The 17,631-nt window shown below is 71.4% G+C and carries 18 protein-coding genes; 4 read left to right on the plus strand and 14 right to left on the minus strand.

From position 1 onward, the window contains the following. Nucleotide 1: 1 nt before the first annotated feature. The 6 genes from CSC62_RS10250 to CSC62_RS10275 form a co-directional block, all read right to left on the minus strand. Nucleotides 2-1,240 carry an ABC transporter permease gene (locus CSC62_RS10250; RefSeq protein WP_162406087.1) on the minus strand — a complete coding sequence of 413 codons (1,239 nt, stop codon included), beginning with the start codon at nucleotides 1,238-1,240 and terminating at the stop codon, nucleotides 2-4. Further along, a complete protein-coding gene (locus tag CSC62_RS10255; RefSeq protein WP_162406088.1) occupies nucleotides 1,237-1,944 on the minus strand; it encodes an ABC transporter ATP-binding protein in 708 nt (235 codons plus the stop codon). The genes CSC62_RS10250 and CSC62_RS10255 overlap by 4 nt, the downstream gene beginning before the upstream one ends. Beyond that, complete coding sequence (locus tag CSC62_RS10260) at nucleotides 1,941-3,479, minus strand: efflux RND transporter periplasmic adaptor subunit (RefSeq protein ID WP_162406089.1); 1,539 nt, start codon at nucleotides 3,477-3,479, stop codon at nucleotides 1,941-1,943. The genes CSC62_RS10255 and CSC62_RS10260 overlap by 4 nt, the downstream gene beginning before the upstream one ends. A gap of 189 nt (nucleotides 3,480-3,668) precedes the next feature. Then, nucleotides 3,669-4,994: a sensor histidine kinase gene (locus CSC62_RS10265; protein WP_162406090.1), complete on the minus strand. Its 1,326-nt coding sequence runs from the start codon at nucleotides 4,992-4,994 to the stop codon at nucleotides 3,669-3,671. A gap of 158 nt (nucleotides 4,995-5,152) precedes the next feature. Then, nucleotides 5,153-5,872 (minus strand): response regulator transcription factor, encoded by a 720-nt coding sequence (locus CSC62_RS10270; RefSeq protein ID WP_162406091.1) that lies wholly within the window; start codon nucleotides 5,870-5,872, stop codon nucleotides 5,153-5,155. A 77-nt stretch (nucleotides 5,873-5,949) separates the two neighbouring features. Next, a complete protein-coding gene (locus tag CSC62_RS10275; RefSeq protein ID WP_425502012.1) occupies nucleotides 5,950-6,600 on the minus strand; it encodes an arylesterase in 651 nt (216 codons plus the stop codon). Between the two features lie 73 nt (nucleotides 6,601-6,673). On the opposite strand from CSC62_RS10275, the gene CSC62_RS10280 reads away from it, so the two are divergent. Both CSC62_RS10280 and CSC62_RS10285 read left to right on the plus strand, forming a co-directional pair. Next, on the plus strand, nucleotides 6,674-7,357 hold the full coding sequence (locus tag CSC62_RS10280; protein WP_343039607.1) for an ABC transporter ATP-binding protein: 684 nt from the start codon (nucleotides 6,674-6,676) through the stop codon (nucleotides 7,355-7,357). Further along, entirely contained in the window at nucleotides 7,354-9,840 is a 2,487-nt protein-coding gene (locus CSC62_RS10285) for an ABC transporter permease (RefSeq protein ID WP_162406093.1), read from the plus strand. Before CSC62_RS10280 ends, CSC62_RS10285 begins: the two co-directional genes overlap by 4 nt. 30 nt (nucleotides 9,841-9,870) lie before the next feature. On the opposite strand, the gene CSC62_RS10290 is transcribed toward CSC62_RS10285, so the two are convergent. Together CSC62_RS10290 and CSC62_RS10295 are read right to left on the minus strand one after the other, a co-directional pair. Continuing rightward, nucleotides 9,871-10,293, minus strand: a complete 423-nt coding sequence (locus CSC62_RS10290) for a GNAT family N-acetyltransferase (protein WP_211368972.1) — start codon at nucleotides 10,291-10,293, stop codon at nucleotides 9,871-9,873. Nucleotides 10,294-10,328: 35 nt separating this feature from the next. Next, nucleotides 10,329-10,736, minus strand: a complete 408-nt coding sequence (locus CSC62_RS10295) for a rhodanese-like domain-containing protein (RefSeq protein WP_162406095.1) — start codon at nucleotides 10,734-10,736, stop codon at nucleotides 10,329-10,331. Between the two features lie 62 nt (nucleotides 10,737-10,798). On the opposite strand from CSC62_RS10295, the gene ftrA reads away from it, so the two are divergent. Both ftrA and CSC62_RS10305 read left to right on the plus strand, forming a co-directional pair. Next, complete coding sequence (gene ftrA, locus CSC62_RS10300) at nucleotides 10,799-11,785, plus strand: transcriptional regulator FtrA (protein WP_162406096.1); 987 nt, start codon at nucleotides 10,799-10,801, stop codon at nucleotides 11,783-11,785. 62 nt (nucleotides 11,786-11,847) lie between these two features. Next, on the plus strand, nucleotides 11,848-12,222 hold the full coding sequence (locus CSC62_RS10305; RefSeq protein WP_162406097.1) for a DMT family protein: 375 nt from the start codon (nucleotides 11,848-11,850) through the stop codon (nucleotides 12,220-12,222). 16 nt (nucleotides 12,223-12,238) lie between these two features. Here the strand turns inward: CSC62_RS10305 and CSC62_RS10310 are convergent, their stop codons facing one another. Genes CSC62_RS10310 through ruvC form a run of 6 tightly spaced genes read right to left on the minus strand, consistent with a single transcriptional unit; the run spans nucleotide 12,239 to nucleotide 17,586 of the window. Beyond that, entirely contained in the window at nucleotides 12,239-12,562 is a 324-nt protein-coding gene (locus tag CSC62_RS10310; protein ID WP_162406098.1) for a YnfA family protein, read from the minus strand. Continuing rightward, nucleotides 12,559-13,386: a nucleoside triphosphate pyrophosphohydrolase gene (gene mazG, locus CSC62_RS10315; RefSeq protein WP_162406099.1), complete on the minus strand. Its 828-nt coding sequence runs from the start codon at nucleotides 13,384-13,386 to the stop codon at nucleotides 12,559-12,561. Before mazG ends, CSC62_RS10310 begins: the two co-directional genes overlap by 4 nt. Nucleotides 13,387-13,410: 24 nt before the next feature. Next, nucleotides 13,411-14,433, minus strand: a complete 1,023-nt coding sequence (gene ruvB / locus CSC62_RS10320) for a Holliday junction branch migration DNA helicase RuvB (protein ID WP_162406100.1) — start codon at nucleotides 14,431-14,433, stop codon at nucleotides 13,411-13,413. A gap of 16 nt (nucleotides 14,434-14,449) precedes the next feature. Continuing rightward, nucleotides 14,450-16,378, minus strand: coding sequence for a potassium transporter Kup (locus CSC62_RS10325; RefSeq protein ID WP_162406101.1), 1,929 nt, complete (start codon nucleotides 16,376-16,378; stop codon nucleotides 14,450-14,452). A 46-nt stretch (nucleotides 16,379-16,424) separates the two neighbouring features. Then, nucleotides 16,425-17,015, minus strand: a complete 591-nt coding sequence (ruvA, locus tag CSC62_RS10330; protein WP_162406102.1) for a Holliday junction branch migration protein RuvA — start codon at nucleotides 17,013-17,015, stop codon at nucleotides 16,425-16,427. Between the two features lie 19 nt (nucleotides 17,016-17,034). Beyond that, nucleotides 17,035-17,586 carry a crossover junction endodeoxyribonuclease RuvC gene (ruvC, locus tag CSC62_RS10335; protein ID WP_162406103.1) on the minus strand — a complete coding sequence of 184 codons (552 nt, stop codon included), beginning with the start codon at nucleotides 17,584-17,586 and terminating at the stop codon, nucleotides 17,035-17,037. Between the last annotated feature and the right edge of the window lie 45 nt (nucleotides 17,587-17,631).

Here is a 17,631-nt window from a genome sequence, read left to right on the forward strand (position 1 = left end):
GTTACTGCCGCAGCGCCTCGATCGGATCCAGCTGCGAGGCCTTGCGCGCCGGGTAGTAGCCGAAGAACAGGCCGGTGGCGATCGAGAACGCCGCCGCCAGGCCGACCACCTTGCCGTTGAGCGCCACCGGCAGCTCGCTGAACTGCCCGACCAGCAGGGCGCCGACCACGCCGATGGCGATGCCGATCACGCCGCCGACCAGGGAGATCAGCATCGCCTCGGCCAGGAACTGCCGGCGCACGTCCGAGGGGCCGGCGCCCACCGCCATGCGCAGGCCGATCTCCTTGATCCGCTCGGTCACCGAGACCAGCATTATGTTCATGATGCCGATGCCTCCGATCACCAGGCAGATGGTCGCCACCGCGCCGAGCAGCTTGGACATCAGGTTGGTGGTGGCGGTGCGGGTGGCGACGATCTCGCTGATGTTGCGTACGTTGAAATCGTCACTGTCACCGGGGCCGATGCGGTGGCGCTGGCGCAGCAGGGACTCGACCTCGCCCTGGACGTAGTCCAGGTCGCGGGCGTCGGTGACGGTCAGCGCGATCTGCATCACCGCACCGGCCGGCAGGCCCATCGCTCCGAGCAGCCGGCGGCGACCGGTCTCCAGCGGGACCATGACCACGTCGTCCTGGTCCTGGCCGAAGCCGCCCTGCCCCTTCGGCGCCAGGGTCCCGACCACGGTGAACGGCACCCGCCCCAGGCGGATGGTCTGGCCGATGCCGTCGTCCTCGCCGAACAGGGTCTTGCGCACCGTCTCGCCCAGGATCACCACCTTGTCGGCGCCGGTATAGGCCTGGGCATCGAAGCCTTCGCCCTGGGCGACCGTCCAGCCGTTGATGGTGAAGAAGTCCGGCTGCACGCCCTGCCAGCTGGTGGCGGCGTTGTTCTCGGCGAACACCACCTGGGTGCTGCCGCGGAGCATCCCGGCCACGTACTGCACCTCCGGGATCTCCTCGCGGATGGCCGCCGCGTCGCCCTCGTTGAGGGTGAAGAAGCTGCTGGCGCTCTGCCGCGCACCGCCGCCGCCCGGGCCGCGGCCGCCGCCGGGGCTGATGTCCAGCCTTTGCGATCCCAGGCCGGAGACCAGCTTGTCGATCTCCTGCTGGGTGCCCTGGCCGACCGAGACCATGACGATCACCGCGGCGATGCCGATGATCACGCCCAGCGAGGTCAGCGCGCTGCGCATCCAGTTGCCGCGCAGGGCGAAGAACGCGGTGCGGACGACGTCGGAGAAGTTCATGCCGCCTCCTCGTGCAGTTCGCCGTCGCGCATGACCACGGTGCGGTCGGCGTGCGCGGCCACGTCGGCGTCGTGAGTGATCAGGACCACGGTGTGGCCGTCGTCGCGCAGGCGCTTGAACAGGGCCAGGATCTCCTCGCCGGTGCGGCTGTCCAGCGCGCCGGTGGGCTCGTCGGCCAGCAGGATCGGCGGGTTGTTGATCAGCGCCCGGGCGATCGCCACGCGCTGCTGCTGGCCGCCGGACAGTTCATTGGGCCGGTGGGTGCCGCGCTCGGCCAAGCCGACCGCAGCCAGCACCTGGCGCGCGCGTTCCAGCCGCTCGGCCGGCGGCACCCGGGCGTAGCCCAGCGGCATGGCCACGTTCTCCAGCGCGTTCATCCGCGGCAAAAGGTGGAAGCCCTGGAAGACGAAGCCGATCTTGTCCAGGCGCAGCTGCGCCAGCGCCTCGGCGTCCAGCTTCGCCACGTCCTGGCCGTCGCACAGGTAGGTGCCGGTGGTCGGCCGGTCCAGGCAGCCGATCATGTTCATCAGGGTGGACTTACCCGAGCCGGACGGCCCCATGATCGCGATGAACTCGCCCGCCTGCACCGCCAGGTCCACGTTCCTCAAGGCGGCCACCTCGGCCTCGCTGCCGGGGTGGTAGATCTTGCTCATCCCCCGGATCTCGATCACCGGGACGGGCGCGGCATCGGCGCGGGCGCTCATTCCCGGGCCCGCTCGCCGGTGACCACCAGGTCGCCCTCCTGCAGGCCGCCGCCGGAGACCTCGGTGAAGCTGCCGTCGCTGGCGCCGATCCGCACCATCACCGGCTGCGGCTTGCCGTCCACCAGCTTGTACAAGGTGCTGCGCTTGGCGTTGACCAGGGCCGACAGGGCCGCGTCCCACTGCTTCTTCTGCGCGTCCGACAGGCTGTCGCGGAAGGCGGCGAAGTCCTCCTTCATCCGCTGTGCCATGCGCTGGCGTACCTGCGACTCGATGTTGGCGGCGTTGCCGCCGCCCACCACCATCATCCCGGGCGGCGGACCGAAGCCGCCGGCCTGGGTATTGGTGTTGCGGCGCGCCTCCTGGCGCTGGCGCTGCGCGGCCAGGGCCTCGTCGAACTTCGCCTGCTGGGCGGCATCGAGCCCGAGCCCGGCCACCGCGCGCGACAGGTCGTCGGTCAGGCCGCCGCCTGCGCGCGGCTGGCTGCCGGCATTGGCCGCCGGCGCCTGCGGCGCGCCGAAGCCGCCGGCCGGCACGCCGCTGGAAGGCTTGTAGCGCAGGGCGGCGTTGGACAGCTTGAGCACGTCGTCGCGCTTGCTGACCTCGATCTCGGCGTTGACCGTCAGGCCCGGCAGCAGGGTGCCGTCGCCGTTGTCCACGTTCACCACCACCGGGTAGGTGACGACATTGCTGGTGGTGGTGGCCGACAGCCGCACCTGCGCCACCTCGCCGCGGAACTGGCGGTCGGGGAAGGCGTCGGCGGTGAAGGTCACCGTCTGGCCTTCGCGGACCTGGCCGATGTCGGCCTCGTCCACCGCCAGCTCGATCTTCATCTTCGACAGGTCTTCGGCGATGGTGAACAGTTCCGGCGCCTGCAGGCTGGCGGCTACGGTCTGGCCCGGCTCGATGCTGCGGGTCAGGACCACCCCGTCCACCGGCGAGCGGATCACGGTGCGATCGAGGTTGACCCGGGTGGTCTGGGTGGAGGCGGTCTGCTGGCGGATGCTGGCCTGGGCCGAGTTGACCTGGGCCCGGGCCTGGTCGAGCGCGGCCCTGGCCAAGTCCACGTCGCTGCGCGCGACCAGTTGGCGCTCGACCAGCGCGGCCTTGCGCCGGTAGTCGACCTCGGCGTTGGCCAGGGTCGCCTGGGCCTGGCGCAGGCTGGCCTGGGCGCTGGCGATCTGGGCGTTGCCCTGCTCGATCTGGGCCTCGTAGGTCTTCGGGTCGATCCGCGCCAGCACGTCGCCCTTCTTCACCTCGCTGTTGTAGTCGACCAGGATTTCGGTCACCTGGCCGGAGATCTGGCTGCCGACGGTCACGGTGGAGATCGCGCTCAGGGTGCCGGTGGAGGAGATCGCCACGCGGATGCTGCCGCGTTCGACCGCGGTGGTGCGGTAGGCGCCTTCGCTCGCGGCGGCCTTCTGCCGCTGCCAGTACCACAGGCCGCCGCCGAGCACGACGAGCACCGCCACCGCGGCGAGGACGCGCGGCAACCAGCGGCGGAACGGGGAGGACGGCGGGCGGGCGGTTCGGCTCATGCGGAGGCACTGGCGGGGGGATTCATGGCCATTAACGCATGGCCCCCGCAGCGGTTGACAGGTCGCCGCCCGCGACCGTGCCGCGACGATTCAGCACAGGCCGGCGCGTCGCGCGCGATGCCGCGGCACGTCGGCAACGGATCGGATGTGTGCAGCGGCGGCAAACCCGACTCGCTGCTGCGGTCGCGGCTAAGGCCGGAGCGGTACCGCCTGCGGCGCGATCGCATCCGCGTCCTGGACCACGGCATCGAAGAACACGGTGGCGGTGGTTCCGGCATCCAGGGTGCTCTCCAGCTGGATTTGCCAGCCGAAGCGCTCGCACAGCCTGCGCACGATCGACAGGCCCAGGCCCAGGCCCTGCGGGCGCTCCGGCGTGGCCCGGTAGAACGGGTCGAAGGCACGGCCCAGGGCCTCGGACGACATGCCGATGCCGGTATCGCTGACCACCACCCGGTCGGCCTCGACGGTGACCCGGACCTGGCCGCGGTCGGTGTAGCTGCAGGCGTTGCGCAGCAGGTTGCCGAGGACCACGTGCAGCACCCGCGGCGAGGCGAACAGGCGCGGCTCGGCCCTGCACTCGACTTCCAGCGTCACCGGCTTGTCGCCGAGCACGGCGCGCGCACTCTCGGCCTCTTCGTGGACCACCTCGCAGACCTCGAACCATTCGCTCTGCGGCGACACGTCCGGCTCGCGCGCCAGGATCAGGAAGGCGTCGACCACCGCCTCCAGGTCGCGGCCCGCGCGCTGGATCCGCTGCAGGCTGCGGCCGACCCGCGGCGGCAGGCCGTCCTCGCCCAAGGCCATGTCGCTGGCCACCCGGATCACGGTCAACGGCGTGCGCAGTTCGTGGCTGGCGTCGCGGGTGAAGTTGCGCTCGCGCGCCAGCTGCGCCTCGACCCGCTCGCCCAGTGCGTGCAGGGCGCCGGCCAACTGGCGGGCCTCGCCCTGGACGTCGGCCGGCAGGCGCTCGGGCGCCAGGGCGGCGATGTCGGGCCGGCGCGGGTCCCAGCGCGCGACCTGGCGCGCCAGCCAGGCCACCGGCGAGACCAGGCGCTTGGACGACTGGTAGGTCAGCCAGGTCGCGCCGTAGATGGCGAACAGGGCCAGCATCGCCGGCAGCACCGCGAACCACAGCTCGACCCGGGTCGCCTGCGAGCGCAGGAACACCAGGTACAGGGTGCCGGCCGGGCGGCGGTCGACCCAGACCAGCTGGCCGGCGTCCTCCAGGTCATGGAAGCCGGGCTGCAGGGTACGCAGGTTCTCCGGCAGGGACAGGCTGGAATAGCCGGCCTCGACCAGGTAGCCGCGCAGGTTGTAGGTGTTGGGCGGCGGCTGCACCGTCGAGGCCTCGTGCAGCTGCCAGTAGTGCTGCGCCTCTTCCTGCAGGGTGGTCTGGATGAAGCTGTACTTGAACAGGGTGGCGACCACGTAGAACGCGACCACGATCGCCAGGCTCGCCATCACCATCTGCAGGATGAAGGCGATCCGGATCTTGCGGGGCAGGCCGTGGGGCATCAGTCTGGGTCAGCGGGGACAGCGGGGACAGCGGGGACAGCGGCGGCGAGTGTAGACAGCCGCACATCGCGGTGCCGTGAGCACCGCGCGCCGACCCTGCCCCGATTCCCCGGCGGCGGAGACCGCCATGCACGTTCCCCCGAAGTGGTGCCGTTGGCTCAGGATGCGGCGACCGGCTGGGCGATGTCCGCCACCCGGTAGCCGGCGCTCTGCACGGTATGCAGCAGCGGCCGCTCGAACGGCTTGTCGATCACCTTGCGCAGGTTGTACAGGTGGCTGCGCAGGGTATCGGAATCGGGCAGGCTGTTGCCCCAGATCTCGCGCTCGATCTCCTGGCGGCTGACCACCCGCGGCGATTCGCGCATCAGGATGGTCAGCAGCTTCAGCCCGATCGGCGAGAGCTGCAGCTCGGCGCCGCCGCGGGTCACGCGCATGCTCACCGGATCCAGCACCAGGTCGGCCACGGTCAGCACCTCCGAACCGACCTGGCGGCGCTCGCGGCGGATCAGGGCGCGCAGGCGCGCCTCCAGTTCCTGGATCGCGAACGGCTTGGTCAGGTAGTCGTCGGCGCCGTGGCTGAGGCCGGTGAGCTTGTCGTCCAGGGTGTCGCGCGCGGTCAGCATCAGCACCGGGGTGGACTTGCGGGCGTCGCTGCGCAGGCGGCGGCAGACCTCGATCCCGTCCAGGCGCGGCAGCATCAGGTCCAGCACGACCGCGTCGTAGCTGTTCTCGGCGGCCAGGCGATAGCCGTCCAGGCCGTCGGCGGCGTAGTCGACCTCGAAGCCGCGGCTTTCCAGGTACTCGCCGATCATCTCGGAGATGTTGCGGTTGTCCTCGACGACCAGCACCAGCCCCGAGGTCTCTTTGCCTTGACGCATGTCCCGCTCCGTGGTGTTTTCAGCTTTGTGAAACATGCCGGAGGCCGGGTGGATGGCATGTGAAGGCGCCGGGCGCCCTACAACAGCGGCTTCAGCGCCGGCCAGACGTTGTCCAGCAGCCTGGGCTGGGCCGCGGCGGTCGGGTGCAGGCCGTCGGCCTGCATCAGCCCCGGCTGCAGGGCCACGCCCTCGAGGAAGAACGGCACCAGGGCCGCGTCCTGCGCCCGGGCCAGCTCGGCATAGGTCCGGCGCAGGCGCTCGCGGTAGGCCGGGCCGTAGTTGGGCGGCACGTCGATGCCCAGCAGCAGCACCCTGGCCCCGGACTGGCGGCCGAGCACCACCATCTTCTCCAGGTTGGCGCGCAGCTGCGCCGGGGTCAGCCCGCGCAGGGCGTCATTGCCGCCCAGCTCGATCACCAGCACCGCCGGCCGGTGCTTCTGCAGCAGGCCGGGCAGCCGGGTCAGCGCCCCGGCGCTGGTCTCGCCGCTGATGCTGGCGTTGACCACCGCCGGCCCGCCGGGCAGTTCGCGGGCGATCTTCCTTTGCAGCAGGCTGACCCAGCCCGTGCCGGCCGGTATGTTGTGTTCGGCGCTGAGGCTGTCCCCGACCACCAGGACCGGACCTTTGGCACAGGCCAGCGCCGGCAGCAGAAGCGAAGCTGCCAGCACGATCCCGGCCAGCCAGCGCGCCAGCCCCGCGGTCCTTCCGCCGTCCCCCTTACGTCCCACGCGCATTCCGGAGCCTCCCATCGACGCCCTGTCCTCTTCCGCGAACCCTTCGGCTCCCAGCATAGCCACCCCGGTGGCGATCGAAGTGGCCGCCGTCGGCAAGTCCGCGGCCGGCCCGGAAGGCGAGGTCAGGATTCTCGACGGGGTGGACTTGACCGTGGATGAAGGCGACAGCGTGGCCATTGTCGGTGCCTCCGGCTCGGGCAAGACCACCCTGCTCGGCCTGCTCGCCGGCCTGGACCTGCCCACCACCGGCAGCATCAGCCTGGCCGGCCAGCGCCTAGAGCAGTTGGACGAGGAGGCGCGCGCCGCGCTGCGCGCGCGCGAGGTCGGCTTCGTGTTCCAGAGTTTCCACCTGCTGCCCTCGCTCACCGCCGAGGAGAACGTGGCCCTGCCGCTGGAGCTGGCCGGGCGCGAGGATCCGTCGCGGGTCGCCGAGGTGCTGGCCGCGGTCGGCCTGGAACACCGGCGCCGGCACCATCCGCGCCAACTGTCCGGCGGCGAGCAGCAGCGCGTGGCCCTGGCCCGCGCCTTCGTCGCCCGGCCGCGGATCCTGTTCGCCGACGAGCCCACCGGCAACCTCGACCAGGCCACCGGCCAGCAGGTCAGCCAGCTGCTGTTCGAGCTCAACCGCAGCAACGGCACCACCCTGGTGATGGTCACCCACGACCTGGCCCTGGCCCGCCGCTGCCACCACGTCTACCGCCTCGACCGCGGCCGCCTGGTGCGGATCGAGGACGGCGGGGAAGGCGCATGAACGTGCTGCGCCACGCGGCGCGCTCGCTGCGCCGCGAGTTCCTGGCCGGCGACCTGCTGACCCTGTTCGCCGCGCTGGTGCTGGGCGTGGCGGCGATGACCGCGGTCGGCACCCTGGTCGACCGCGTGACCCTGGCCCTGACCTCCAGTGCCGCCGAGGTGATCGGCGGCGACCTTGGCGTGCAGGCGCGCGCCGAGCCGCCGGCCGAATTCGCCGACGAGGCCCGCAACCGCGGCCTGGCGATGGCGCGGCTGGTGACCTTCCCCAGCGTGCTGTTCCACGGCGAATCCAGCCAGATGGCCACGGTCAAGGGCGTGGACGGCGCGCACCCGCTGCGCGGGCGGCTGCGCGTGGCCAGCGATGCCGCCGGGCTGCAGGCCAGCGATGCGGGTGGCCCGCCCCCGGGCGAGGCCTATGCCGATCCGCGCGTGCTTGCCGGGCTGGGCGTGACCGTGGGCGACAGCATCGAGCTGGGTTCCAGCCAGGTGCGCATCACCCGCGTGCTGCTGGCCGAGCCCGATGCCTCGGGCGGGCTGATGGAGATGGCGCCGCCGCTGCTGGTGCACCGTGACGACGTCGAAGCCGCGGGCCTGCTCGGCCCGGGTAGCCGCGCCGGCTACCGGATGATGTTCGCCGGCCCGCCGCAGGCGATCGAATCCATGCGCGAATGGCTGCAGCCGCGGCTGGCCCCGGGACAGCGCCTGGTCGGCGTGGAGGACGCACAGCAGGGCCTGCGCAATGCCTTCGACCGTGCCGGCCGCTTCCTCGCCCTGGCCGCGCTGTTGGCGGTGCTGCTCGCCAGCGTGGCCACCGCGCTGGCCGCCAACCGCTTCGCCCTGCGCCGGGTGGACACGGTGGCGATCCTGCGCTGCCTCGGCGCGCGCCAACGCGACATCCTCGCCTCGCTCGCGCTGCAGCTGGTGCTGCTGGCGATCCCCGCCTGCGTACTCGGCATTGGCCTGGGCATGCTGGCCCAGATCGCGCTGGTCGAGGCGCTGGGCAGCCTGGTGCCGGCACGCCTGCCGCTGCCCCAGGCCGCGCCGATGCTGGCCGGTGCCGGTATCGGCCTGCTGATCCTGCTCGGCTTCGGCCTGCCGCCGCTGCTGCGCCTGCGCGGGGTGCCGCCGATGCGCGTGCTCAACCGCAGCTTCGCCGCCCTTCCCGCCACCTCGCTGCTGGGCTACGTCGCGGCGCTGGCCGCCACCGTCGCGCTGGCGGTCTACGCCACCGGCGACGTGCAGCTGGCCGCCTGGGTGCTGGGCGGACTGGCGGTGCTGGCGCTGGTCGCGGCCGCCGCGGGCGCCACCCTGCTGTGGCTGCTGGGACGCCTGCAGGCGCGACTGCATGGCCCCTGGCGGCTTGGGCTGGCCGCGCTCGCGCGTCGCCGTGGCCTGGCAGTGGTGCAGCTGGTCGGCCTGTCGCTCTCGCTGTGCGCGCTGTTGCTGCTGGCAGTGGTCGGCCCCGGCCTGCTCGGCCAGTGGCGCGACCGCCTGCCGCCGGATACGCCGAACCACTTCCTGCTCAACGTGCAGCGCGACCAGGCCGCGGCCGTCGAGCAGGCGCTGCGCGGCATGGGCGTGGCCGATCCGGACCTGCAGCCGTTCGGCACCGGACGCCTGGTGGCGATCAACGGCGAGCCGCCGCAGCGCATGGCGGTGGACGACCAGGACGACGGCAACGACGCCGACCGTCCGTTGAACTTCTCCTGGCGCCATACCTTCCCGCCCGCCAACACCCTGCTGCAGGGCGAGTTCTGGAGCGAAGCCAGCGATGCAGCCGAGGCCTCGATCGAGGAAGGCTGGGCGCGACGCTACGGCGTCGGCCTGGGCGACAGCGTGACCCTGCAGCTGGGCGAGCAGGAGCGCAGCTTCACCGTCACCAGCATCCGCAAGGCCGACTGGGATTCGTTCCGGGTCAACTTCTTCGTGCTGCTCAACGCCGGGGCAGTGGGCGACGCGCCGTACAACCTGATCTCCAGCTTCCACCTGCCCTCGGGCAATACCGCGGCGCTGGCACCGGTGGTGCGCGAGTTCCCGAACGTGTCGGTACTGGAGATCGAGGCGCTGCTCGAGCGGGTGCGCGAGGTGATCGAGCGCGTGGCCCAGGCGGTGCAGCTGGTGATGGGCTTCAGCCTCGCCGCCGGCGTGCTGGTGCTGCTGGCGGCATTGCAGGCCACCGCCGGCGAGCGCCGCTACGACAGCGCGGTACTGCGCACCCTGGGCGCGCGCCATGGCCAGTTGCGTGGCGCGGTACTGGTCGAGTTCGGCGTGCTGGGCCTGGTCGCGGCGACGCTGGCGGTATCGGCCGCAGCGGTAATTGGCGTGCTGGTCTCGCGCCAGCTGTTCGAACTGGCGCTGTCGCCGCCATGGCCGGCCCTGCTCGCCGGTGGTGCCGGCGGCATCGTGCTGAGCCTGCTGGCTGGATGGTCGGGCACGCGCGCGATCCTGCGTACGCCGCCGATGCTTGCCCTGCGCCAGGCCTGAGGCGTGGAGCCGGGCCTGCGCGGCCCGGCCCTACCCTTCGCCCTCTTCCAGCTCGAGCACGAAGCGTCGCTTGCGGAGTTCCCGCGCGCCCTGCCTGCGATAGAAGCGCGCCGCGGCCTGGTTCCATTCCGGTGTCTGCCACTGCAGCTGGGTGATGCCGGACACGCGCGCATGCTCGCGCAGTGCATCCAGCAGCCGCGCGCCGAGGCCCTGGTTGCGTGCGGTGGCACGCAGGTACAGGCAATCCATGTGCAGGAACGGGCGCGCCTGCCAGGTCGAGAAATCGCAGGTTGCGGTCATGTATCCAGCCACCGCGCCCTGCACTGCCGCGACCCAGCACAGCAGGCGTGGCCGCGGGCCGAAGATGGCTTCCGACAAGGCCTGTGCATCCGGCCGTGCCGTGGCCTGTTCGAAAGCGGCGTGCTCGGAGACAAGCTCCAGCAGCGCCTGCATGTCGCCAGGTGCGGCGCGGCGGACAAGCGCCGGCATCAGCTGGCATCCATGCCCGTAGCCAGTCCGAAGCCCTCGTCCAGCCAGCCGGTGATGCCGCCCGCCATCAGTTTCACCGGGCGTCCAAGCGTGGCCAGCCGCACCGCGGCGCGCGCGGCGCCATTGCAGTGCGGCCCGGCGCAGTAGACGACGAACAGCGTGTCCTGCGGCCAGCGCGCGATCGTGGACGCGATGATCTTGCGGTGTGGCAGGTGCACCGCACCCGGCACATGGCCATTGGCATGGGCTTCGGGCCCACGCACGTCGAGCAGGACGAATCCGGGATCCGGGCGCGAAAGCGCCTCGTGCACGTCCCAGCAATCGGTCTCGAACGCGAACTGCGCGCCGAAGTGCTCCAGCGCCTGCGCGGGCGTTGCCGCGGCGGTTTCAGTGACGGGATTTCCCATGGTGTCCTCCGTGGTGGCAGGGCCATTGTGTGCGGGCACCCGCCCGTGCAGGATTGGCTGCAATGACGATCTCCGATCAAATCCCGCCAATCCCCAACCGCAAGGTCGCGGTGCTGCTCTACGACGGCCTGTGCATGTTCGAGTTCGCATGCGCGGCGGAAGTCTTTGGCCTGGAGCGCCCCGAGGCGGGACCCGGCTGGTACAGCTTCCACACCGCCTCGGTCGACGGCCGTCCAGTGCGCACCCAGTACGGCGGACGCATGCAGCCGGAGGGCGACCTGAAGCTGCTGCAGGCCGCGGGCACGATCATCGTCCCTGGCTGGCGCGGCGCGGAGGCTCCCGTCCCGGACGCGCTGGTGGCCGCGCTGCGCAGCGCCCATCGCCGTGGCAGCCGGCTGCTGTCGATCTGCTCCGGGGTATTCGTCCTCGCTGCCACCGGCCTGCTCGACGGCCGCCGCGCGACCACCCACTGGCGGCACGCCGCAGCACTGCGCGAGCGCCATCCGCAGGTCGAGGTCGACCCGGACGTGCTCTACGTCGACAACGGCCAGGTGCTCACCTCGGCCGGCAGCGCGGCCGGGCTGGACCTGTGCCTGCACCTGGTGCGACGCGACTTCGGCAGCGGCAAGGCCAACCTGGTGGCGCGGCGGCTGGTCATCCCGCCGCACCGCGACGGGGGCCAGGCCCAGTACGTGGAGCGTCCGGTGGCGCCGCAACGGCGCGATGCACTGTCCCCGCTGCTGGACCACCTGCGCAGGCACCTGGACCAGCCGCACACGGTCGCTGCGCTGGCGGCGCGGGTGAACATGAGCGAGCGCACCTTCCTGCGGAAGTTCCAGGCCGCCACCGGCGCCACGCCCGGGCAATGGCTCGCCCGGGCCCGGATCGAACACGCCTGCCAGCTGCTGGAGCAGACCGGTCTGGGCGTGGACGAGGTCGCGAGCCGCAGCGGCTTCGGGACGGCGATGACCCTGCGCCACCACTTCCGCCAGCACCTGGGCACCAGCCCGGTGGCCTACCGCCGCCGTTTCGCCGCGCCCGTGCCCTGAGGCCGCGCGGTTCGCCCGGGGTGGCTTATCCTGCGCGCCTCATCCCCACCTGCGGCCCGACGATGCCCGCCCTGTCCCCGTCGAACTACCTCGTCCCGGTGCTGTTGCTGCTGGCCAGCAACGTGTTCATGACCTTCGCCTGGTACGGCCACCTCAAGTACAAGAGCGCGCCGCTGTTCATGGCGATCCTGGTCAGCTGGGGCATCGCCTTCTTCGAGTACAGCCTGATGGTGCCGGCAAACCGCATGGGCAGCGGGGTGTACTCGGTGGTCCAGCTCAAGACCATCCAGGAGGTCATCACCCTGGTGGTGTTCGCGGGCTTCTCGGCCTGGTACCTGGGCCAGCCGCTGAAGTGGAACCACTACGCGGCCTTCGCCCTGATCGTGGGCGCGGCCTTCCTGATGTTCTACGACGGTCCCGGCGCCGCGGCGCACTGAGCCGCGCGCGACGCGCTCAGGCCTGCCTGGGCGCGAACATGATCACCGCCATCCCGGCCAGACACAGGCCCACGCCGAGCAGGTCCCAGCGGGTGGGACGCACGCCGTCCACCGCCCACAGCCAGGCCAGCGCGGTGGCGATGTAGACGCCGCCGTAGGCGGCATACACGCGGCCGGTGGCGGTCGGATGCAGGGTCAGCAGCCAGGCGAACACCGCCAGGCCCAAGGCCGCCGGCAGCAGCAGCCAGGCGCTGCCGTGGTTGCGCAGCCATGCCCACACCAGCCAGCAGCCGAGGATCTCGGCAATGGCGGTGGCCACGAACAGCAGGAAGGTGGTCACGCCGCCCCCGCGGCCTCGCGCTCCGACTGCTTCACCTGGGTCCACAGCGTTTCCTGCTGCTCCAGGGTCAGCGCGGACAGCGTCGTTCCCCGTGCGGCGGCGAGTGCTTCCATGGCCCGGAAGCGGCGTTCGAACTTGTGGTTCGCACGACGCAGCGCGGCGCCCGGATCGACCTTGGCGTGGCGCGCGACATTGGCGGCCACGAACAGCAGGTCGCCGATCTCGTCTTCCAGGCGCTCGCGGTTTCCAGCCACGTCGCCGCGGGCGAACTCGGCACGCACCTCGGCGATCTCCTCGTGCAGCTTTTCCAGTACCGGTTCCGGACCCGGCCAGTCGAAGCCGGTGCGCGCGGCGCGCGACTGCAGCTTCACCGCCCGCTGCCATTCCGGCAGCCCGCGGGAAATGCCGGCCAGGGCGGAGGTGTCCTGCTCGCCGGCGGCTGCGCGTTCGGCGCGCTTGATCGCTTCCCAGTTGAGGGTCTGCTCCTCGGCATCGGCGAAGCTGGCCTCGCCGAACACGTGCGGGTGTCGGCGCACCATCTTGTCGCTGATCGCGTTGGCGACGTCGTCGAACCCGAACGCACCCTGCTCGGCCGCCATCTGCGCATGGAACACCACCTGCAGCAGCAGGTCGCCCAGCTCGTCCTTCAGCGCGGCCAGGTCCTTGCGGTCGATCGCGTCGGCGACTTCGTACGCCTCCTCGATGGTGTACGGGGCGATGCTGGAGAAGTCCTGCTCCAGGTCCCAGGGACACCCGCCCTGCGGGTCGCGCAGGCGGGCCATGATCGCCAGCAGGCGATCGATCGGACGCGGGTCGGTTTGCATGAGCGGAACTCTAGCGCGGAAGACTCAGAACAGCTCGCCGGCCTCGCGCGCGGGGGCGATCAGGCCGAGATGGCGGTAGGCCTTGGCGGTGGCCATGCGGCCGCGCGCGGTGCGGACCAGGAAGCCCTGCTGGATCAGGTAGGGCTCGATCACGTCCTCCAGCGTTCCCCGCTCCTCCGACAGCGAGGCCGCCAGCGACTCCACCCCCACCGGCCCTCCGTCGAAGTGGCCGATGATGACGTTGAGCATGCGCCGGTCCAGCTCGTCGAAACCTTCCGGATCGACCTTGAGCATCGCCATTGCCGCGTCCGCCACCGCCTTGTCGATGCGCCCGCCGGCCCTGACCTGGGCGTAGTCGCGCACCCGCCGCAGCAGGCGGTTGGCGATGCGAGGGGTGCCGCGTGCGCGCCGCGCGATCTCGCCCGCGCCCTCGGCCTCGCAGTCGATCCCCAGGATCTGCGCCGAGCGACGCACGATCCGGGTCAGCTCCTCGGGCGTGTAGAACTCCAGCCGCTGGACGATGCCGAAGCGGTCGCGCAAAGGCGCGGTCAGCAGGCCGGCGCGGGTGGTCGCGCCGATCAGGGTGAACGGCGGCAGGTCCAGCTTGATCGAGCGCGCGGCCGGGCCCTCGCCGATCATGATGTCGATCTGGAAGTCCTCCATCGCCGGATACAGGACTTCCTCGACCACCGGCGACATCCGGTGGATCTCGTCGATGAACAGCACGTCGTGCGGCTGCAGGTTGGTCAGCAGGGCGGCGAGGTCGCCGGCCTTCTCGATCACCGGGCCGGAGGTCACCCGCAGGTTCACCCCCAGCTCGTTGGCGATCACGTGGCTGAGCGTGGTCTTGCCCAGCCCCGGCGGGCCGAAGATCAGCACGTGGTCCAGCGCTTCGCCGCGGCCGCGCGCGGCCTCGATGTAGATGCCCAGCTGCTCGCGCACCGGCTGCTGGCCCAGGTATTCGTCCAGCCGCTTCGGGCGGATCGAGGCTTCCAGGGCCTCGTCCTCGCGGGTGGAGGTGGAAGCGATCAGGCGGTCTGCGGTCATGGGGCGATTATGGACCTCAGATCTCCACCTGCGACCCCAGCTCCACCAGCCGGTTGCCCGGGATCCGGAAGAAGCCGGTGGCCGGGGCCGCGTTGCGGTGCATGAACGCGAACAGCTTGTCGCGCCAGATCGGCATGCCGCGGCGGCGGCCGGCGACGATGGTCTCGCGGCTGGCGAAGTAGGTGGTGTCCATCGGGTCGAACGACATCCCGCCCACGTCGCAGGCGCGCATCAGCGCCAGCGGCACGTCCGGGGTCTCCATGAAGCCGAAGCGCACCACCAGCCGGTAGAAGTCGTCGCCGATCTGGTCCATGCGCAGGCGCTGGCCGGCTGGGGCGTGCGGCACCGGCAGGGTCTCCACGGTCAGGAACACGTTGCGCTCGTGCAGCACCTTGTTGTGCTTGAGGTTGTGCAGGAGGGCGTGCGGGACCACGGTGGCATCGGCGGTCAGGAACACCGCGGTGCCCGGCACCCGCACCGGCGGGGCCAGCATCAGCCCGGGCAGGAAGGTGTCGGTGTGGATGCCGTCCTTGCGGATCTCCTCGCCCAGCAGCTCGCGGCCGCGGCGCCAGGTGCGCATCAGGGTGAACAGGACGATGCCCAGCACCACCGGGAACCAGGCGCCCTGCAGCAGCTTGGCGCCGTTGGCGACCACGAACGCCAGGTCGATCAGGAAGAACACCACGCACAGCGGCAGCACCCAGTTGCGCCAGCGCGGCCACAGCGCGCGCGCCACCAGCGCCAGCAGGAGGGTGTCGATCAGCATCGTGGCCGAGACCGAGATGCCGTAGGCCACCGCCAGGTTGGTCGAGCTGCGGAACACCAGCACCAGCCCGAGCACCATCACCATCAGCAGCCAGTTGATCCCGGGGATGTAGATCTGGCCGATCGTGTCGTGCGAGGTGTGCTTGATCCGCATCCGCGGGATGTAGCCCAGCTGCATGGCCTGGCGCGAGACCGAGAACGCGCCGGTGATCACCGCCTGCGAGGCGATCACCGCCGCCAGGGTGGCCAGCACGATCATCGGGTACAGGGCCCAGTCCGGGACCGATTCGTAGAACGGGTTCCTGACCAGTTCCGGGTGCTGCAGCACCAGCGCGCCCTGGCCGAGGTAGTTGAGCACCAGGCACGGCAGCACGAAGAAGTACCAGGCGTGGCGGATCGGCGGCGCGCCGAAATGGCCCATGTCCGCGTACAGGGCCTCGCCGCCGGTCACCGCCAGCACCACCGCGCCGAGGATGAACACCCCGTGCCAGCCGTGCTCCATGAAGAACAGCACGCCCCACCACGGGTTGAACGCCTTCAGCACCTCCGGCGCCTCGACGATGTTCCAGGCCCCGATCGCGGCCAGCGACAGGAACCACAGCGAGGTGATCGGCCCGAACACCTTGCCCACCTTCTCGGTGCCGAAGCGCTGGGCCATGAACACCAGCACCAGCACCGCCACCGTGATCGGGACGATGAAGTGGTGCAGGCCGGGCGCGGCGATCTCCAGGCCCTCGATCGCGCCCAGCACCGAGATCGCCGGGGTGATCACCCCGTCGCCGAAGAACAGCGAGGCGCCGAAGATGCCGAGGATGCCCACGACATAGGCCGAACGCGAGCCGTTCCTCAGGGTGCGCCGGGCCAGCGCCATCAGCGCCATGATCCCGCCCTCGCCCTCGTTGTCGGCGCGCATGATGATGGTCACGTACTTGAGCGTGACCACGATCATCAGCGACCAGAACGCCAGCGACAGCACGCCCAGGACGGTGTCGTGGCCGCTGTCCAGGCCGTAGTGCGGCGAGAACGCCTCCTTGAGCGTGTACAGCGGGCTGGTGCCGATGTCGCCGAAGACGACGCCGATCGCGCCGATGACCAGGGCGAAGCGGCTGGCGCCGCCGTGGCCGTGGCCGTCCTGGCCGTGCGGACCGGAACCGGGCGTGGGGGTGGACGCTGCGGACATGGCGGCTCGAGGTTGGCGCGTGGGACGTGAGGGGAGTGCGAGGCGGTCAGCGCAGGGCCGACTGCAACGCCTTGCGGATGATCGCGGCCGCTTCGTCGCCGGGCGCGGCGGCGTCGCGGGCCATGCGCGCGGCCTCGGCCGGCTTGTAGCCCAGCTGCTGCAGGGCGGTGGCGGCGTCGGCCAGCGGATCGCCGGCCGCGGTCGGCATTCCGGCGGTGGCGCCGCCGCCGGCCAGGTCGGCGGCGCGGTCGCGCAGCTCGACGACCATGCGCTCGGCGGTCTTCTTGCCGATCCCGGGGATCCGGGTCAGGGCGGTGACGTCGCCGGCCTGCACCAGCCGCGCGAACTCGTCCACGCTCACCCCCGACAGCACGGCGAGGGCGATCTTCGCGCCGATCCCGCTGACCTTCTGCACGTCGCGGAACAGCCGCCGCTCGGACTCGCGCAGGAAGCCGTACAGCGACACGCTGTCCTCCTTCTGCGCGTAGTGGGTGAACAGCGCGACCTCGCGGCCCAGCTCGGGCAGGTCGTAGAAGGTGCTCATCGGCGCCTCCAGCTCGTAGCCGACGCCGTTGACGTCGACCACCAGCCACGGCGGCTGCTTCAGGGCGAGGATGCCGCGCAGGCGTCCAATCATCATTGCCTCCCGGCGTTCGTCACTTGCGGCTCCACGCCAGGCGCGCGTTCACGCCCAGCCTCTGCGCGGTGGCGCGCACGTGGGCATGGGTCAGGGCGATGGCCAGGGCGTCGGCGGCGTCGGCCTGCAGCCTGCCGGGCAGGCCGAGCATGGCCGCGACCATGTGCTGGATCTGGGCCTTGTCGGCCGCGCCGGTGCCGACCACGGCCAGCTTGACCTCGCGCGCGGCGTACTCGCTCACCGGCAGGTCGCGCAGGACCACCGCGCTGATCGCCGCGCCGCGGGCCTGGCCGAGCTTGAGCGCCGAGTCGGCGCTGCGGCCGACGAACACCTGCTCGATCGCCACTTCCTGCGGCCGGTATTCCTCGATCAGCGCGGCCAGGCCGTGCAGCAGGCGCTTGAGCCGGTCGGCGAACTCGCCCTCGCCCAGCAAGACCAGCGGCTGGTGGTGGACGTGGCGCACGCGGCCGCCGGCGTCCACGTCGATGATGCCGATGCCGGTGCGCTGCGAACCCGGGTCGATGCCCAGGATCCGCACCGTGGCCGCCGGCGCCGGCCGCGGCGCGTTCATGCGCTCGCCTCCGGCAGGAGCACCCGGACCGCGACCGCCACCGCT

Source organism: Pseudoxanthomonas jiangsuensis, assembly GCF_010093185.1.
GTDB lineage: Bacteria > Pseudomonadota > Gammaproteobacteria > Xanthomonadales > Xanthomonadaceae > Pseudoxanthomonas > Pseudoxanthomonas jiangsuensis.

Excerpts from the sequence above, each read along its gene's own strand:
- CSC62_RS10250 (WP_162406087.1), bottom strand. The coding sequence starts at position 1,240 with ATGAACTTCTCCGACGTCGTCCGCACCGCGTTCTTCGCCCTGCGCGGC.
- CSC62_RS10255 (WP_162406088.1), bottom strand. The coding sequence starts at position 1,944 with ATGAGCGCCCGCGCCGATGCCGCGCCCGTCCCGGTGATCGAGATCCGG.
- CSC62_RS10260 (WP_162406089.1), bottom strand. The coding sequence starts at position 3,479 with ATGAGCCGAACCGCCCGCCCGCCGTCCTCCCCGTTCCGCCGCTGGTTG.
- CSC62_RS10265 (WP_162406090.1), bottom strand. The coding sequence starts at position 4,994 with ATGCCCCACGGCCTGCCCCGCAAGATCCGGATCGCCTTCATCCTGCAG.
- CSC62_RS10270 (WP_162406091.1), bottom strand. The coding sequence starts at position 5,872 with ATGCGTCAAGGCAAAGAGACCTCGGGGCTGGTGCTGGTCGTCGAGGAC.
- CSC62_RS10285 (WP_162406093.1), top strand. The coding sequence starts at position 7,354 with ATGAACGTGCTGCGCCACGCGGCGCGCTCGCTGCGCCGCGAGTTCCTG.
- CSC62_RS10290 (WP_211368972.1), bottom strand. The coding sequence starts at position 10,293 with ATGCAGGCGCTGCTGGAGCTTGTCTCCGAGCACGCCGCTTTCGAACAG.
- CSC62_RS10295 (WP_162406095.1), bottom strand. The coding sequence starts at position 10,736 with ATGGGAAATCCCGTCACTGAAACCGCCGCGGCAACGCCCGCGCAGGCG.
- ftrA (WP_162406096.1), top strand. The coding sequence starts at position 10,799 with ATGACGATCTCCGATCAAATCCCGCCAATCCCCAACCGCAAGGTCGCG.
- CSC62_RS10305 (WP_162406097.1), top strand. The coding sequence starts at position 11,848 with ATGCCCGCCCTGTCCCCGTCGAACTACCTCGTCCCGGTGCTGTTGCTG.
- mazG (WP_162406099.1), bottom strand. The coding sequence starts at position 13,386 with ATGCAAACCGACCCGCGTCCGATCGATCGCCTGCTGGCGATCATGGCC.
- ruvB (WP_162406100.1), bottom strand. The coding sequence starts at position 14,433 with ATGACCGCAGACCGCCTGATCGCTTCCACCTCCACCCGCGAGGACGAG.
- CSC62_RS10325 (WP_162406101.1), bottom strand. The coding sequence starts at position 16,378 with ATGTCCGCAGCGTCCACCCCCACGCCCGGTTCCGGTCCGCACGGCCAG.
- ruvA (WP_162406102.1), bottom strand. The coding sequence starts at position 17,015 with ATGATTGGACGCCTGCGCGGCATCCTCGCCCTGAAGCAGCCGCCGTGG.
- ruvC (WP_162406103.1), bottom strand. The coding sequence starts at position 17,586 with ATGAACGCGCCGCGGCCGGCGCCGGCGGCCACGGTGCGGATCCTGGGC.